At 58.4% G+C, this 17498-nt stretch carries 4 protein-coding genes; all 4 read right to left on the bottom strand.

All coding sequences use genetic code 11. The features are described 5' to 3' along the window. Nucleotides 1-29: 29 nt before the first annotated feature. The 4 genes from LCD46_02670 to LCD46_02655 all read right to left on the bottom strand — a co-directional run bounded on the left by LCD46_02670 (nt 30) and on the right by LCD46_02655 (nt 17330). The gene (locus tag LCD46_02670; GenBank protein UOY71261.1) at nt 30-14672 is read right to left on the bottom strand and encodes a cadherin-like domain-containing protein; all 14643 of its coding nucleotides are present in this window, start codon (nt 14670-14672) and stop codon (nt 30-32) included. Nucleotides 14673-14877: 205 nt separating this feature from the next. Further along, nucleotides 14878-15575, bottom strand: a protein-coding gene (locus LCD46_02665; protein UOY71260.1) for an IS1 family transposase whose coding sequence is annotated in 2 segments (ribosomal slippage) — nt 14878-15326 and nt 15326-15575 — 699 coding nt in all. Because the reading frame shifts where the segments join, the coding sequence is not laid out codon by codon here. A 28-nt stretch (nt 15576-15603) separates the two neighbouring features. After that, complete coding sequence (locus LCD46_02660; protein UOY71259.1) at nt 15604-15864, bottom strand: hypothetical protein; 261 nt, start codon at nt 15862-15864, stop codon at nt 15604-15606. A 203-nt stretch (nt 15865-16067) separates the two neighbouring features. Continuing rightward, nucleotides 16068-17330: an integrase arm-type DNA-binding domain-containing protein gene (locus LCD46_02655; protein UOY71258.1), complete on the bottom strand. Its 1263-nt coding sequence runs from the start codon at nt 17328-17330 to the stop codon at nt 16068-16070. Nucleotides 17331-17498 lie beyond the last annotated feature (168 nt).

Genomic DNA, 17498 nt, shown 5'->3' with positions numbered 1-17498 from the left:
GGTGCAGAATAAACAGTGCGTTTCAAGGGTTAGCGAGTCGATGCGGGACCTCCGACGGTGATCGGCTCCGGCGCCTGCGTGTGGTTACGGGCAAGCTTGTCGATCTGCTCGGCAAGGCCTGGCGCACCGGGACGGGGCGCGCCAGCCGGTATCACAACGACGCCCGGTATCGATATGTTGGCCTGCGGTGGGAGATTCTCGTGGGTGTCGTGTTTCACCACCGGTTTGCCTTTGGTTGCCTCGCCGTGCACCACGCGTTCTTCCTGGATCGCAGGCACGTCGGCAGGGGTCGGTTTGCCCGTGGCTTTCGGGGTGAACGGATTGAAACGGCTGGCCAGTTGCTGTGTCGCGACGTCGTGGTTATCACCTGACGGCGTCGGGCTTCTGAGCAACGTAGTGTTAACCCAACGGGTAAACAGCACCGCGTCTTCCAGCACCGGCGTGGCGTTATCGTTCGCCCCACGGCCCAGTTCGGTCACCTTGCGGTTCAGTTCGACCTCACGGGTGAAGCGGTCGCTGTAAATGCCATAAATGGCGGGCAGAATAAACAGCCCCGGCGTATAGGGTTGGTCGAGGGCGGTCTCTTCCTGCCGACGGTCATGCGGGAAAATCTCGTCGCCCTGTTTTGACAGCGGTGGCGTGGTGCCATGAATCACAATCGACAGACGCGCCTGGCTGGTGTTGCCGTCGGCGTCGGTGAGGGTGTACACGAACACTTCGGTCAGCGTGGAGAGCGGATCGAGGGTGGAAACGCGCAGGTTCATGCGGTCAGCGACGTAGCGATAGTTGCCGTTGGCATCGAGCGTCAGCTCGCCAAATTCACCTTTAAAGGTGCCATTAATGACCCCTTCATGCCCAAGATTCACTGACGAGACGGCGGTTAGCGGCCCGCTGGCGATGGTGCCATCGGCACCGATACGGTCGTTGGCGTACAGATTGCCGGAGACAATTTGCTCGCCGCGATCCTGGTCAATGCTGTTGCTGTCATCCTGCGCGACGGGAACATCGTTGACGATGTTGACCCGCAGCAGCCCCGGCGCCTGTGTCTGCTCGCCGTTAACGCTCAGGGAGATATCTTCCTGGGTGCTGACAAAGCCCGGCTGCGCAATGGCGTGGGAGAGGGTGTAGCGATAATCCAGCTGTGCATGGCCCGCGTCGAGCGTCCGCAGCCCGGTCAGGCTCAGCACGCCGTCCGGGGTGACGATATCGAACGGCTGCGTGGCGCTAAGAGCCGTCAACTGCGCCAGGGTTAGCGTGTGGCCGCCAATGGTCAGGCTTTCCATCGCATCAAGTGAGAGCAGGGAGAGCGTTCCGCTGGTGGTTTGCGTACCGCTGGCGCTGTCGACCAGGCCAGCCTCTTTCACCCAGGCTTCGCCGATGGGGCTCACCAGCAGGTGCAGTTCACTGCTGCTGGTGCCGTCAACGTTACCGTCGCTGATGGTGTAGCTCACGGTGGGCACAAAGCCGGACCAGCCCGTGGCGGGGGTAAAACGATAGCTGCCGTCGCTGTTGACCACTAACGTTCCCGCCCCTTGCAGGTCGATGGTGTCGCCCGGCACATAGTGCACGCCGTCCACGGTGACGCTCGTGACGTGCAGGACATCGTGTTCGGCATCGCTGTCGTTGGCGAGCACATTACCGCTCAGCGGGGTATTGAGCAGTGTGCTGGCCTTATCGGTCATGGCGACCGGCGGGGTGTTGAGAATATCCAGCGTCACCACGGCGGTTTCGCTGACGCCGCCGCTGGTGACGGTATAGGTAAAGGTATCGGTCCCGACATAGCCGTTGTTCGGGGTATAGCGGGCTTTCCCGTCTTCAATCACCACCGTGCCATGCTGCCCGTTGGTCGCGCCGCTGATGACGCGATCCGGGTTGCTAAAGGTGTCGTTTGCCAGCACATCAATGGTCACTGGCGTATTCGCGTGGGTCGAGGCGCTGTCGTCATGGCTATCCATCACCGGGGTGACGCGGATATCCAGCGTCGCGGTGACGGTCCCGTTACTGCGCCCGTCGCTTAGCGAATAAATCACCTGCGGTACGTCGCCGTGCCAGTCGGCAACCGGCACGAAATGGTAGCTGCCATCACTGTTGATGGTAAGCGTGCCGCTGCCTGCGAGGGTGGCGGTATCCCCTGCTTGATAGTGCAGTCCACCGACGCTGAACCCGGTGATTGTCAGAGGATCGCCCTCCGCGTCGTGGTCATTATTCAGCAGATTTGGCCCGCTTATCGGCGTGTCTTCCGGCGTGGTGACCTGTTCACTTTGCGTGACCGGTGCGGCGTTGGTTAGCGTGACCGTCACGGAGGTGGTTTCGCTGACGCCGCCGCTGGTCACGGTATAGCTAAAGGTGTCGTTACCGACATAGCCGCCCGTTGGGGTGTAGACAACCTGCCCATTGTTGATGGTCACGGTGCCGTACTGCCCGTTAGTCGTCGCGCTAAGTGTACGATTCGGGTTACTGAACGTATCGTTACCGAGCACGTCAATGACTACCGGCACGCCTGCGTGGGTGGTGGCGCTGTCCGGATTGGCATCGGCGACCGGGGTGACGGTGATAGTCAACGTGGCGGTACTTTCGCCGTTATTGCGTCCGTCAGAGACGGTCCAGGTGATTGGCGAAACATCACCATGCCAGTCAGCGATCGGAGTGAACAGGTAGCTGCCATCGCTGTTCATCACCAGCGAGCCCTGGCCCACGAGAATGGCCGTGTCGCCCGGATGATAATCCTGGCCCGCCACCTGGAAGCCGGTGAGGGTCAGCGGGTCGCCGTCCGGATCGCGCGCGTTTGCCAGCAGGTTTTGCCCGGCAAGCGGCGTATCTTCCGGCGTGCTGACATGCGCAGAGGCCAGCTCCGGTGCGGCATTAACTAGCGTCACGGTGACCGTTGCGCTTTCTGCGATACCGCCGCTGGTGACCGTATAGGTGAAGGTATCACTGCCGACATATGCCGGGTCCGTTGGGGTATAGACCGGTTTACCGTTTTGTAGCGTCACCGTCCCGTGCTGGCCGTCGGTGGTGGCGGTAATGGCTTTGTCGCTGTTGCTGAACGTGTCGTTATTCAGCGCATCAATGCTGACCGGTACGCCAGAGTGGGTGCTGACGGCATCATCAAATGCGTCAATGACCGGCAGAACGCGGATATCCAGCGTGGTGGTACGCGTACCGTTGGTGTGGCCGTCGGTCACCTCATAGGTCACCTGTGGAACCCCGCCGTTCCAGTCGGCAACCGGGGTAAACAGGTAGCTGCCGTCGCGGTTAATGGTCAGCGTACCTTTCCCGCTGAGGGTGGCGGTTTCGCCTGCCAGATAGTGCTGCCCGTCGACGCTAAACCCGCTCAGGGTGAGCGCGTCGCCATCGGCATCATAATCGTTCGCCAGCAGGTTCGGGCCGCTCAGCGGGGTATCTTCCGGTGTCGTCAACTGCTCGCCCGTCAGTACCGGTGGGGTGTTGCTTATCGTCACCGTGACGGTGGCGGTTTCGGTGATACCACCGCTGGTAACGGTATAGGTAAAGGTGTCGGTTCCCAGATAGTTCGGATCGGTGGGGGTATAGACCACTTTGCCTGTGCTGATAGTGACCGTGCCTTGCTGGCCCTGTGTTACGGCGCTTAGGGTTTTATCGGCGTTACTAAAGGTGTCGTTACCCAGAACGTCGATAGTGACCGGCACACCCGCATGGGTGCTGGCGCTGTCGTCAATGGCATCGGCAACCGGTAGAACATGAATATCCAGAGTTGCGCTGCTAAAACCGTTGCTTCGCCCGTCGGAGACGGTCCAGGTCACCTGCGGCACGTCGCCGTTCCAGTCGGCAACCGGGGTAAAGAGATAGTGCCCGTCGCTGTGAATCACCAGCGTGCCTTTACCGCTAATCAGCGCCGTTTCGCCCGGATTGTAGCTGTGTCCGTCAACGCTAAAGCCTGTGACGCTGAGGGCGTCGTTATCCGCATCGCTGGCATGGGCCAGCAGGCCGCTGCTGCCAGAACCAGAAAACGCAGTATCTTCCGGTGTGCTGACATGTTCGCCGCTAAGCTGTGGCGCGCTGTTGGTCAGGGTCACCGTGACGGTGGCCGTTTCGGTGACGCCGCCGCTGGTCACCGTGTAGGTGAAGGTGTCGCTGCCGACATAGCCTGCGTCGCTCGGGGTGTAAACCACCTTGCCGTTTTGGATAGCCACCGAACCGTGCTGGCCTGGGGTGACGGCGGTAATGGTGTTATCCGCATTGCTGAAACTGTCGTTTGCCCGCACATCAATGGTGACCGGGGTGCCCGCGTGGGTGCTGGCCGTATCATCGAACGCGTCAGTCACCGGCGTGACGGTAATATCCAGCGTCGCGCTGCGCTCGCCGTTACTGCGTCCGTCGCTGACCGTGTAAGTAACCTGCGGTGCGCTGCCGTTCCAGTCGGCAACCGGGGTGAACAGATAGCTGCCGTCACTGTTAATGGTCAGCGTTCCGCGACCGCTCAGGGTGGCGGTTTCGCCGGGGTGATAGTTCTGACCGCCCACGCTAAAGCCGGTAATGGTGAGCGGATCGCCTTCCGGGTCGTGGTCGTTAGCGAGCAGATTCGGTACTGCCAGCGGGGTGTCTTCTGGTGTAGAGACATGCTCGCCCGTTAAAACCGGCGCGGCATTGGTCAGGGTCACCACCACCGTCGCGGTTTCAGCGATGCCACCGCTGGTTACCGTATAGGTGAAGGCGTCGCTGCCGACATAGCTGGCATCCGTCGGGGTATAAACGACGCGACCATTTTCGATCGCCACCGTGCCGTACTGGCCGTTCGTGGTGGCGGTAATGGTTTTATCGCTGTTGCTGAACGAGTCGTTTGCCAGCACATCAATGGTCACGGGGGTGCCGGCGTGGGTGGTGGCGCTGTCGTTAACCGCATCGGCAACCGGCAGCACAGCGATATCCAGCGTGGTGCTGCGTTCGCCATTGGTCCGCCCGTCGGTCACGCTATAGGTCACCTGCGGCAGTGCGCCGTTCCAGTCGGCAACCGGGGTAAACAGGTAACTGCCGTCGCTGTTGATGGTCAGCGTGCCTTTCCCGCTCAACGTGGCGGTGTCGCCAGCCAGATAATGCTGCCCGTCGACGCTAAACCCGGTAAGCGTAAGCGTGTCGCCCTCGGCGTCGGTGTCATTTGCCAGCAGGTTTGGCCCGCTTACCGGCGTATCTTCTGGCGTCGTGACATGCTCGTCCGTTAAAACCGGCGCGCTGTTGGTCATCGTCACCGTGACGGTCGCACTTTCTTCAACTCCGCCGCTGCGTACGGTGTAGGTGAAGGTATCCGTGCCGACATAGCGGGAATCGGCAGGCGTATAGATGACCTGGCCATTGTGAATAACAACCGCGCCGTGCTGGCCGTCGGTGGTGGCTAGCAGGGTTTTGTCGGCATTGCTGAACGTATCGTTACCCAGCACATCAATGGTCACCGGTACGCCCGAGTGGGTTGTTGCGCTGTCATCACGGGCATCGGCAACCGGTGTCACGGTGATATTCAGCGTGGCGCTGGTGCTGCCGTTTGTTCGCCCGTCGCTGACCGTAAAGATCACCTGTGGAGCCGTGCCATTCCAGTCGGCAACCGGGGTAAAGCGGTAGCTGCCATCGCTGTTGATGGTAAGTTCACCCACGCCCGCCAGCGTTGCCTGGGTGCCTGCGCTCCAGGTCTGGCTGCCAACGCTAAAGTCGCTAACCGTGAGTGCGTCGTGCTCGCTGTCGGTGGCGTTATGCAGTAATCCACTGGCGGCGGTAACGACAAGCGGGGTGTCCTCGGCGGTGGTGGCCGCTAAGTCGGGTACCGCCGGGGCGCTGTTGGTCAGCGTCACGGTAACGTGGGTGGTTTCGTTAACCCCACCGCTGGTGACCGTGTAGGTAAAGGTGTCGGTGCCAACATAGCCTGCGTCAGACGGGGTATAAACCAGCTGACCGTTCTGCATCGCCACCGTGCCGTGCTGACCGTCCGTGGTGGCGGTAATGGCTTTGTCGCTGTTGCTAAAGGTGTCGTTTGCCAGCACATCAATGGTTACCGGTGTCCCGGCATGGGTGCTGGCGCTGTCCGCAGTGGCGTCAACCACCGGGGTGACGCTGAGATCCAGCGTGGTGGTGCTGTCGCCGTGGATCAGCCCGTCTGAAACGGTGTAGGTCACCTGCGGCAGTGCGCCGTTCCAGTCGGCAACCGGGGTAAACAGGTAGCTGCCATCGCTGTTGATGGTCAACGTGCCTTTCCCGGCAAGGGTTGCCGTGTCGCCTGCGTTGTAGTCGTGCCCGTCAACGCTAAACCTGGTCACGCTAATGGCGTCGTTATCCGGATCGCTGGCGTGTGCCAGTAACCCGGTGCTGCCCGCACCCGCCAGCGGCGTGTCTTCCGGCGTTGTGGCCTGTTCCGGGGTGAGTTCCGGGGCGCTGTTGCCCACCGTCACCGTGACGGTCGCCGTTTCGTTAATGCCACCGCTGGTCACCGTATAGGTGAAGGTATCGGTGCCGATAAAGGTCGGGTCGGTCGGTGTATAAACGACCTTGCCACTCTGGATCGCCACCGTGCCGTTTTGCCCGTCGGTGGTGGCGGTAATCGCTTTATCGGCATTGCTGAACGTGTCATTTGCCAGCACGTCAATGGTCACCGGTACGCCCGCATGGGTGCTGGCGGTGTCATTGTGCGCATCGGCTACCGGCGTGACGCTCAAGGTCAGAATGGCACTGGTGGTGCCGTTGGAACGCCCGTCTGTGACGGTATAGGTCACCTGCGGCAGCGCGCCGTTCCAGTCCGCGACAGGCGTAAAGCGGTAGCTGCCGTCACTGTTGATCGTCAGCGATCCCTTACCGCTGAGATCCGCACGATCCCCCGCGTTATAGCGCTGTCCGTTGACCGTGAAATCCACCACCGTAAGCGTGTCATTGTCGCTGTCCGTCGCAGTGAAAAGCAGGCCGTTACTGGCGGTGCCGACAAGCGCGGTATCTTCCGGGGTCGTGAGCTGGCGGTCCGCAACGACCGGCGCGCTGTTGGTCATGGTGACGCTAACCGTCGCAGTTTCGGCAATGCCGCCGCTGGTAACCGTATAGGTAAAGGTGTCGCTGCCGACGTAGCTGGCATCCGTCGGGGTATAGATGACTTTGCCACTCTGAATGGTGACCGTACCGTGCTGGCCGTCGGTGGTGGCAGTCAGCGTTTTATTGCTGTTGCTAAAGGTGTCGTTACTCAGCACGTCGATGGTGACAGGCACACCGGCGTGAGTGGTGGCGCTGTCATCGTGGATATCGACCACCGGGGTGACGGTGATATCCAGCGTGGCGGTGGTCAGTCCGTTGCTGCGCCCGTCCGAAACGGTATAGGTGACCTGTGGCACGCTGCCGTTCCAGTCCGCCACCGGGGTGAAGGTGTAGCTGCCATCGCTGTTGATAACCAGCGTGCCTTTCCCGGTAATCGTTCCGGTGACGCCCGCGCTCCAGGTATGGCCGTCAGCGCTAAAACTGACAACGGAGAGGGGGTCGCCATCCGGATCGCTGTCGTTGATTAATAGCCCGCTGGTGGCCGGGCGCGACAAGACGGTGTCTTCCGCCGTCGTGACCTGTTCGCCCTGAGTGACCGGGGCGTTGTTGGTCATGGTAACGGTCACCGTGCCGGTTTCGGTCACGCCGCTGCTGCTCACGGTATAGGTAAAGGTATCCGTGCCGACGTAGCCCGTTGTTGGGGTATAGATGACTTTACCGCTGACAATCGTCGTGGTGCCGTGCAGACCACTGGTGGTGGCGCTGAGGTAGCGATCCGGGTTGCTGAACGTATCGTTAGCCAATACGTCGATAGTGACCGCCACCCCCGCATGGGTGGTGGCGGTATCTGCGTGGGTGTCGGCTACCGGGGTGACGGTGATATCGAGCGTCGTGGTTACCGCGCCGTTGGTGCGTCCGTCGCTCACCGTATAGGTGACCTGCGGTACGGTGCCATTCCAGTCGGGAAGCGGGGTAAAGGTATAGCTGCCGTTGGCGTTAACCACCAGCGTTCCTTTCCCGGCAATGGTCGCCGTATCCCCTGCGTTATAGGTTTGGCTGCCAATTTTGAAGGTGGTGACGGTCAGCGTATCGCCATCGGGATCGCTGTCGTTATACAAAAGCCCGGTGGTGCCTGAACCGCTTAGGCTATTGTCTTCGGCGACCGACACATGTTCGCTGGCAACGACCGGTGCGCTGTTGGTCATGGTGATGGTCACGGTGGCGATTTCGTTCACGCCGCCGCTGGTCACGGTGTAGGTAAAGGTATCGCTGCCGACATAGCTGCTATTGTTCGGCGTATACAGCACTTTGCCATCGACAATACTGACTGACCCGCGCGCGCCCTGGGTGACTGATGTCAGCGTTTTATCGCTGTTGCTAAAGGTATCGTTGGCCATCACATCCACGGTGACCGGGGTACCGGAGTGGGTTGAGGCAGCATCGTTTTTGGCATCCGCGACGGCAGTGATAGTGAGCGTGACGGTTTGCGCATTACTCCAGTGGCTGGTATCGCCCTGGTTAATGGCACTTTGCAGATCCTGTACCGCATACAGTGTTGTCACCCCCGCATCGGCGGTGGTACTGGTATCGGCGGCGTGAAGGGTCAGCCCGCCCGGTACCGTGCCGTTGTAGTCGGCCAGGGGCACAAAACGCAGCTGCGAGGTGGTTTTTAACACCAGCGCATTGCTGTCGCTGTAGTCGGTGCCCAGGCTCTGCCAGGTGCTGCCATCGGTGGAGTATTCCCAGTGGCCCAGGCTGGTACTGGTGTTGTTGCCGGTGATCGCCACAAAGCCCGCCGCACCGCTGGCGTTGCCACCGCCGCTGATGGCGCTCTGGTTGTCGGTGTCGTCATTGTATTTTCCGCTCAACAGTGAACCGAGCGTCACCGCCTGCGGAGTATCTTCCACCATGGTCACCGGCATGCTGCCAGTGAGCACCGGGCGATCGTTGACCCCGGTGATGCTGGTGGAAAGCGTGACCGTTCTGGCGCTGTAGCGCGACGTGCCGCCGTTGGTGGCCGTCGACGTGACCAGCCCGCTGGTCGGCGTTGCTGTGGTGCTTGTCGTGTCGTTGTTGCTGTTAGTTTCCACCAGCCGCACGGTCAGCGCCGCCGGGGTGCCAAAGAAATTGGCCGCCGGGACAAAGCGCACGCGGGCGGTTTTATCCAGCAGCAGAGAACTGGCGTCGGTGCGGGTGCCGATGGCGGTCCAGGTGCTGCCACCGTCGGTGGAGTATTGCCAGCTTCCCTGGGCGCTGTTAGTCGTCAGGCTATTAATCGCGACACCCCAGAATGAATCTGAGGATGTACCACCGCTGGCTCCGATAGCCGAGTTATCAACGTTGTCCGCCGTGTCCTGGAAGTAGCTGCCAAACAAATTGTCGACCGTGTCTCCAACGATGGTCGCGTCTGCGCTGTCTTCACTGATGGGGGCAAGGGTCTGCGGTGTGGTTTTGGTTAACCCTGGCGCATCGTTAACCGGCACAACGGTGACCGTGAAGGTGCGGGTGGTGATCAGCGCGGCAGAGGTGGCATCGGCATAGCTGATGTCACCTGGGTTACTGCCCGGATCGTTACTGTCTCCGTCCAGCGTTGACGGGCGGCTACCGTGGTTGCCGTTATCATTGACCACCACCGTTACGCTAAAGCTGCCGTTCCAGTCGGTGGCCGCTACGCCTGTGGTCGTCGGGAGCTGCACCGTCAGGTTTGCCAGCCGCGCGTTCAGTTCGCTGAGGGTGCCGGAGAGCGCCAGCGTCTGGTGACCGGAAGCATCGGTGGTGACCACATCGCCGCTGTTCAGCCCGCTAAAGGTAAAGCCAGAGGGCAGGGTGATTGTCGCCTGCAACGTGGCGACATCGGCATCCGGATCGGCCACGGCGATGGCCGGGAGTTTCACCCTCGCCACGCCTTCTGAGACGTTACTATCGGTGACGGTAATGGTCGCCGGATCGTTAATGCTGCTGGGGAAAATGGTGCGCGCGGCAATGGCGACGTTTTGCGTCAGGCCTGCGGGCAGCGCTGCATACGGGTCAATCACGGTGGTGGGCACGGTTTGCGTGCCGTTGCCGTTGGCATCGTTTTCACCGCCGTTGGCATTGCCTGCGCTAAGCAGCGCCCCGGTGGTGAGATCGCGCATACGGTCATCAGCAATGACTTCAACATGCCAGGCTTTGTCGGCGTTTTCCACGCCGCTGCCGGTCATTGAAACCTGCAAATCGGCCAGATACGCATTCACCTGGGCCAGCGTACCGCGGATCACCAGGGCGTCTTTATTGCCATCGAAGGTCGTGTCGAGGGTTACGCCGGACTGAGTATTGCCAGAGTTGATAATGATGCTGGAGACGCTGCCATTATTGTAAAACGCGGCGGCGAGCGGGGTACCGTCGGTGTCGGTGATACGCACCGTCACCTGCATAAAGTCGCTTTCGCCGTCGGCAATGTCGCCGCCGTCGGTATAGTCGGGATCGCTGATAACAAAACCGCTGACCGCGTTGCCGTTTGTCACGCCCCGATCGCTGTTGAGATAGGCGGTGGACGAATCGGCGCTAACCGTTGGGGCATCGTTAACCGGCACGATAGTGACATCCAGCGTTGCATCGGCAGGGTTGGCACCCCCGGCGGTATCACCAATGTGCGAACCGCCGTCATCCAGGTGCAACGTCACGGTGACATCGCCTGGTGCAGCGCCGTTGAGATCGTGGTTAGTGTTCAACGGGCTGGTCCAGGTCAGCCCCAGCGTCGTGTCGTTAAGCAGGGCCTGAATGTCGCTGGCCCGCCCGGTCAAAACCAGCGTACCGGTATCATCACCGCTGATGGTCACTTGCTGGCTACCCGTCGCACTCGGGGTGACGCTTTCCTGTGTGCCGCTGCCGCCGATACCCAGCGTACCCTCGGCAACGGTGATGGTCACGGTGACCGGGGTACCAAAGCTGGTGGATTCCACATCGCTAAGGGTGATGTTGCCGCCGATAAAGGTGGCCTGATCTTCCAGCGCCGTGCGGGCCGGTGTGGTGATGGTCAGGGTGCCGGGATCGTTAATGGTTGAGGCGCGAACCCAGACCGAGGCCATGCTGATGTTGCCCTTGTCTGCCTCGGCAACGGTGGTACTGCTGTACCAGTTATATTCAGTGCTGCTGATCGTGCCCGGCTGACTTTTGCCCGGCGTATTCGACTGGTTTTCGCTACCGCCGTTTGCCCCTCCCACTAATGCGCCGCTGGCATCGCGCAGGCGGTCATCGGCAATCACCTGTACCTGATAAAGTGTGTTGCGATCTCCGGTGAAGGTGACCGTTAATCCAGCAAGGGCGGCGTTCACCTGGGCATACGTACCGCTCAGCACCAGATAATCGTTCTGGCCGCTGTGGGTGATGGCCGTTGCCGCACCGCTGCTGGAGTCATAGCCTAGGGTGACGCCCGTGTAATCGGTGAGGGCGTTACCGCTGCGATCCAGCAGGCGAACGGTAACCTGCAAATAGTCGGTTTCCCCCGTAATTATCGCCGTGAGGTCAGGGTCGCTGACCGAAAAGCCCGTGATGTGGTTATTGGCCGGGTTCTCACTGGTGATGTTGTGCACGCCAGACGGGGCCGAGACAATCGGCGCATCGTTGGTGGGCAGGGTGTAAATCCAGAATTCGTTGCCGCTCTGCTCTTTGTCACCGTCGGAAAGACGGAAGGTGAACTTGTCGTCCGGGGTGTTGGGCGTACTGGTTTCGCTGCGGCCACTGCCTTCGCTGCCATCACTCAGGTAGTAGATATGCCCGTCGATCACATCCTGCTGGGTAAAGGAACCCCCGGCACCAATAATGCTGAAATGTACGCCATCGGTAGAGTAAGCCAGGTTGCCATGCGCAGGGGCAGAGGTGATGGTGTATTGCACCTGGCGTGCGCTGCTGTCGGAGTCATAGGCCTGTAGCAGGGCGCTGGTGATTTGTTGATAGCTGCCTTCTTTGACATACAGCGGGTTGTTTTCCGGAGCCCCGCCAATGATGTTCGGCGAATTGGGCTGAATAACCGGGTCGGCGAGCGTCGGGTTTTTGGCAATCTGCGGCGCATCGTTGACGTTGGTTATCTGAATCGTCACCTTCCCGCTGCTTGCAGAGCGTGCGCTCCAGCGGTCAATCGCGGTAACGGTAAAGTCGGTTTTGCGTACCTCTGAGCCGTCGTTCACGAAACGCAGGCCGGTGGTGTTGGTGCTGGCGGTAAGCAGCGCCGCATCCAGCGTCATGCCGACCGTGACATCTTTCCAGGCGCTGCCGTCATAATATTGCAGCGTGCCGCCTGTCGGCAGGCTGTCGATTTCAAATTTCAGCGGCGTGCCACCGCCCGCGCCGTTGTTATAGGCGTAGTTATCCACGCCATCACGCAGGGTGGCGCTGCTTTCAAGATCGCTGCCGCTGTTGGCATCATCCGGATCGCTGATGCTCAGTTGCCCGGTGGTGATGTAAGCCGTTTCCCCTTCCGCGATCACGGTCGTCGAGGAACCGGTCACCACCGGCAAATCGTTGACTGGCGTGACATAAATATTGAGCGTTGGGGTCCAGATATCCTGAGTGATATAGCCGTTTTGATCGGTTTTCGTCAGCCCTGCTGACACCGCAAACTGGGCGGCAAAGAAGAACGTCTCGCCACCGTCATGCTGAAAACGGATATTCCCGGCATCAAGATCTGCCTGAATAAAGGTGCCGTAGGCCCCTACGGTAACCCAGTTGCCGCTGCTGTCTTTACGCTGAATCTCGCCGCCTGTCGCCCCATTCGAAAAGCCGAGGAAGGTGTAGACCACCTGCGAAGGATCAACGTCCGTCGCGGTGTAGCTCATGCCCGCAACGGCGGAGAAATCACCGTTTGTGCCGTTAAGGGTGACGCTACCGCCTTCATTGAGCTGCCCGCGGCTGTCGCCCGTGGTGAAAACCGCGCCTGCCCAACTGGAGTCACTGTGGGCAATTTGCGGATCACTGGTGGGCAGCGTGCCAATACCACTGCCGTTGGCGAACTGCACGAGACCCAGGGTAAACGTGAAACGGGTTAGCGTTTGCGTTCCTGGGTCATAAATGCCCCCGGCACGGTTGTAGCGGCTGCCGTCATCGTTCCAGCGCAGCGCCATGGTGTTATCGACGAGAACGAAGTTAAAGCTGTCGGTTTGGCCTGCGGTACTGGCCCCGGCGTACTGCACGTATTGCACCTTACCCGCGAGGATATCCGCCATGGTAAAGGTGCCGCCGTTATTGAGGATTTTACCGTTGAGCGTCAGATAACCATGAGTCAGCCCCGAGTTATCGGTGATAAAGCTCAGATGGTTATTGCCTGAATCCACATCGCTGGCAGACAGCATGTCGGCGGTGAGCGTGACAGCGGTAGTGCCTGTTGATGGCACGTCGGCATTCGGCGTTCTGCCATTGCCAGTGAAGGTTGGATCGTCGTCAACATCCTGCACGCGCAGGGTGATGACGCCATCACTATTCCCCGGGACGCCAGTGCCACCCCCCTGGTCAGTGACGCGCACGCCAAAGCTGTCCTGGCCCTGGTTTTCGCTGCCGTCATTTTTATAAGTCAGCAGGCTGCGATCGGCATAATCAAAGGTCTGGCCGACGGTCACTTCCACGCCGTTGTAGTACAGCGTGCCGTGGGTCGGCAGTGACGTAATGGCAATGGTCAGGATTGTATCCTGCGGATCGCCGCCGGTGCTGGCGACGATATACTGCCCGACATTGCCGGTATCGACCGCGTTAGCCGGCTGGCCTTCATAGACAAGACCGCTACCGCCTACCGACGGCAACTGGTTCAGCGGCGCAATATCCAGCGTGATGTGCACCGTGCCCGAAAGATCTTTCGGCGTAGCGCCGTCGTTGACGACCGCCACAAAACCATCGGCAGTGTTCTGATCGGCCCCGGTTGCCGTGTGGACGTAAACCAGGCTGCCGTTAATGACATCTTCCTGGGTGAAGACGGAGCCAATCCCCAGGCGGTCGCCGTCCAGCGTCAGGTAGCCGTACTTCGGCAATTCGGTTAAGCCATACACGATTTGCACCGGGAACTGTGTCCCCGCACTGACCTCCGGGTCGACAGCGAACAGCGTGGTGTCGGTGATCGCCGTGCTGCCGATTTCGGCGACGGTCTGGTGGTTATCGGCGACGGTGACCGGGTCGTTCGACGGGGTGACCGTAATATCCATCGAACCGCTGGCATCACCGGATTCACTGCTGACGTGGACATCAAGCTGGCTGGTGGCGGCGTTATTGCCAAGCTCCACATCCGCCGCTTTGAATGTCAGGCTATTCAGCCACGCCTGCGCTTCATCTGCCGTGCCGGTCATGGTGAGAATGGTACCGCTACTTTGCCCGTCGCTTAAGGTGCCGATGGTGCTGTCGCGCAGGGTGGCGGTGACGGTCACGCTGCTGTCTGTCGCGCTGATTTGCCAGTCGCTGAGCTGTGCGGCATCTGCGCCTGCGGCATTCAGGGTGCTGGGTTCAATGACGGAGATGCCTTTTATGGGCGCGGTCAGGTCGGGTGCGGCGGCCGGAACGGTGATATCGGCAATGCGCGTTTGCTCAGCGATGCTGGCATGGTGGACCAGATCGCTGGCGGTATCATTATGTGCGGCGGTTTCAGCTAACGCGGCGCCATCAAAAAGTTGGCGAGATTCAAGCGCAAAACGATGGGCGCGGGGCCGTAGACTCCGATTTTTTATACGCGTCATAAATTACCGCTCTATATAGGGCAAAAAGTTTCGGGGTTCAGTGCTGAAAAAAACGATCACGCTAACGCCAGGTTCCAATAGAAGGCCCCGGATATTTACATGCTGAAATTATTGCACGACCGCTTTGCGCGGTTAGCGTTAAGAATATAAAAGCGGACAGTTTAATATCATGGCATTTGCAAAAATGCAAGGTAATGACTCCAACTTACTGATAGTGTTTTATGTTCAGATAATGCCCGATGACCTTGTCATGCAGCTCCACCGATTTTGAGAACGACAGTGACTTCCGTCCCAGCCTTGCCAGATGTTGTCTCAGATTCAGGTTATGTCGCTCAATGCGCTGAGTGTAACGCTTGCTGATAACGTGCAGCTTTCCCTTCAGGCGGGGTTCATACAGCGGCCAGCCATCCGTCATCCATACCACGACCTCAAAGGCCGACAGCAGGCTCAGAAGACGCTCCAGTGTGGCCAGAGTGCGTTCACCGAAGACGTGCGCCACAACCGCCCTCCGTATCCTGTCATACGCGTAAAACAGCCAGCGCTGACGTGATTTAGCACCGACGTAGCCCCACTGTTCGTCCATTTCAGCGCAGACAATCCCATCACTGCCCGGTTGTATGCGCGAGGTTACCGACTGCGGCCTGAGTTTTTTAAGTGACGTAAAACCGTGTTGAGGCCAACGCCCATAATGCGTGCACTGGCGCGACATCCGACGCCATTCATGGCCATATCAATGATTTTCTGGTGCGTACCGGGCTGAGAGGCGGTGTAAGTGAACTGTAGTTGCCATGTTTTACGGCAATGAGAGCAGAGATAGCGCTGATGTCCGGCAGTGCTTTTGCCGTTACGCACCACGCCTTCAGTAGCGGAGCAGGAAGGACATCTGATGGAAATGGAAGCCACGCAAGCTCCTTAAAATCACCATCATACACTAAATCAGTAAGTTGGCAGCATTACCAAAAACTGATTCGATATCATCGCTATCGGCTACTGGCTGGTAATAGAGCTTATTTTTTAACCCAACATGTCCAGGCTCTTTCGCAACATTCCGCGCCCCGCCTTGCCGGATGAGACTCAACGTAGCTTTAGGGAACTCAAAAGCAGTTAAAAAGCCGTAGATAAATTCGTCTTGCTCAGGGTTTTCAACCAGTTGTTCGAGATGTTCAAAAATTTTCGCCTGATTAACAGCCATTGTTATTCCTAAAAAATACAGTACCCGTAGAGGATGATGCACTCATTCTAACCGAAGAAAATTTTATCAAGTAGTTCCAATGCGTTACCTAGGTTGTATCAAAAAAATAAAAAACTTTAGCTCTATGCCTGCCACCACAAGGCGGCAGGCTTTGCTCAGAGTACTTAATCCTCAGCAGAAATTTATCCTCAAGACAGCCGTTACTACCGTGTAGACTCTAGTTTCCCAAAATCAAACGGACTCACCGCCTTCTCCCGATTAGCATCAAGATAATCAGCCCACCATTGCAACATCAACCTCCTCTCCCCCAAATGCTCCGCCTTATGAATGTAAGCCGCACGCACAGAGTTACGTTCCTGGTGACTCATCTGCCGCTCTACCGCATCTCTTGACCACAATCCCGACTCAATTAATGAACTACAAGCCATTGTTCTGAAACCATGACCACATACTTCAACCTTCGTATCGTAGCCCATGACTCGTAGTGATTTATTAACTGTGTTTTCACTCATCGGCTTACGCGGATCGTGATCACCAACGAAGATCAGCTCACGGTTTCCACTCAGGCTTTTGATCTTTTCCAAAATGGCGAGAGCTTGACGCGACAAGGGAACAAGATGAGGCGTACGCATCTTCGAACCACGCTGAGAATGCTTAACACCTTCTAAGGGTTCACGCTCGCCCGGAATCGTCCACATAGCCGTTTCAAAATCTACTTCAGACCAGCGAGCAAAACGCAGTTCGCTTGAACGGATAAAGACTAACAAGGTAAGTTCGATAGCAAGTCGGGTTAATGGTCTTCCGGAATAGTGATCAATGCGATGAAGTAATTCAGGTATGCGGTTAAGCCCCAAAGCCGCACGATGCTGTCTTTTCACCGTAGCAACCGCCCCGGCAATTTCTTGTGCAGGGTTGTAGTCGATTAAACCGCTCTGCACAGCAAAGCGCATAATCGCGGTAGTTCGCTGTTGCAAACGAGCAGCGACTTCGAGTCGCCCGGATGACTCCACCGCTTTGATGGGTACAAGAAGATCCCGAGTCTTAAGCTCCGCAATGTTCTGCTTACCGATGGTAGCAAAGAGATTATCTTCGAGACTTTTCAATACACGAGCGCTATGTGATGCAGACCACTTCTGATTGCTGGCGTGCCAGTCTCTTGCAACAACTTCAAACGTTATCGCCTCTTGTTCCTGCTCCACCTTAACAGCTTTCTTGTTCTCACTAGGATCGACGCCCTTAGCTAACAACTTACGGGCTTCATCCCGACGATTTCTGGCATCAGCTAATGACACTTCGGGGTATTTACCCAGCGCCAGCATTTTCTCTTTACCACCAAAGCGATAACGAAGTCGCCAGTATTTAGAACCGTTAGGGTGAACCAGCAAAACCATGCCTTCACCATCAGCCAGTTTATAGGCTTTTGCTTCGGGCTTAGCCGAACGAACCTTCACATCACTCAGAGCCATGATGAATATCCTTTCAAGGGTTCTGTGTGGGTACAATTATTATCGAACCGGGATATACCCGCAGTTATACCCGCATCAGTAAGTTGATGTAGATTGAATCAGGTTGACTTAGGTTGAGTGAAAAAGCGAGGAAAGCCTTGCGGATACTGGATTTCAGGCACAAAAAAA

It is taken from the genome of Enterobacter ludwigii (assembly GCA_023023105.1).
In the GTDB taxonomy this organism is placed as follows: Bacteria; Pseudomonadota; Gammaproteobacteria; order Enterobacterales; family Enterobacteriaceae; genus Enterobacter; species Enterobacter adelaidei.
This window is presented reverse-complemented; position numbering and strand designations above follow the sequence as displayed.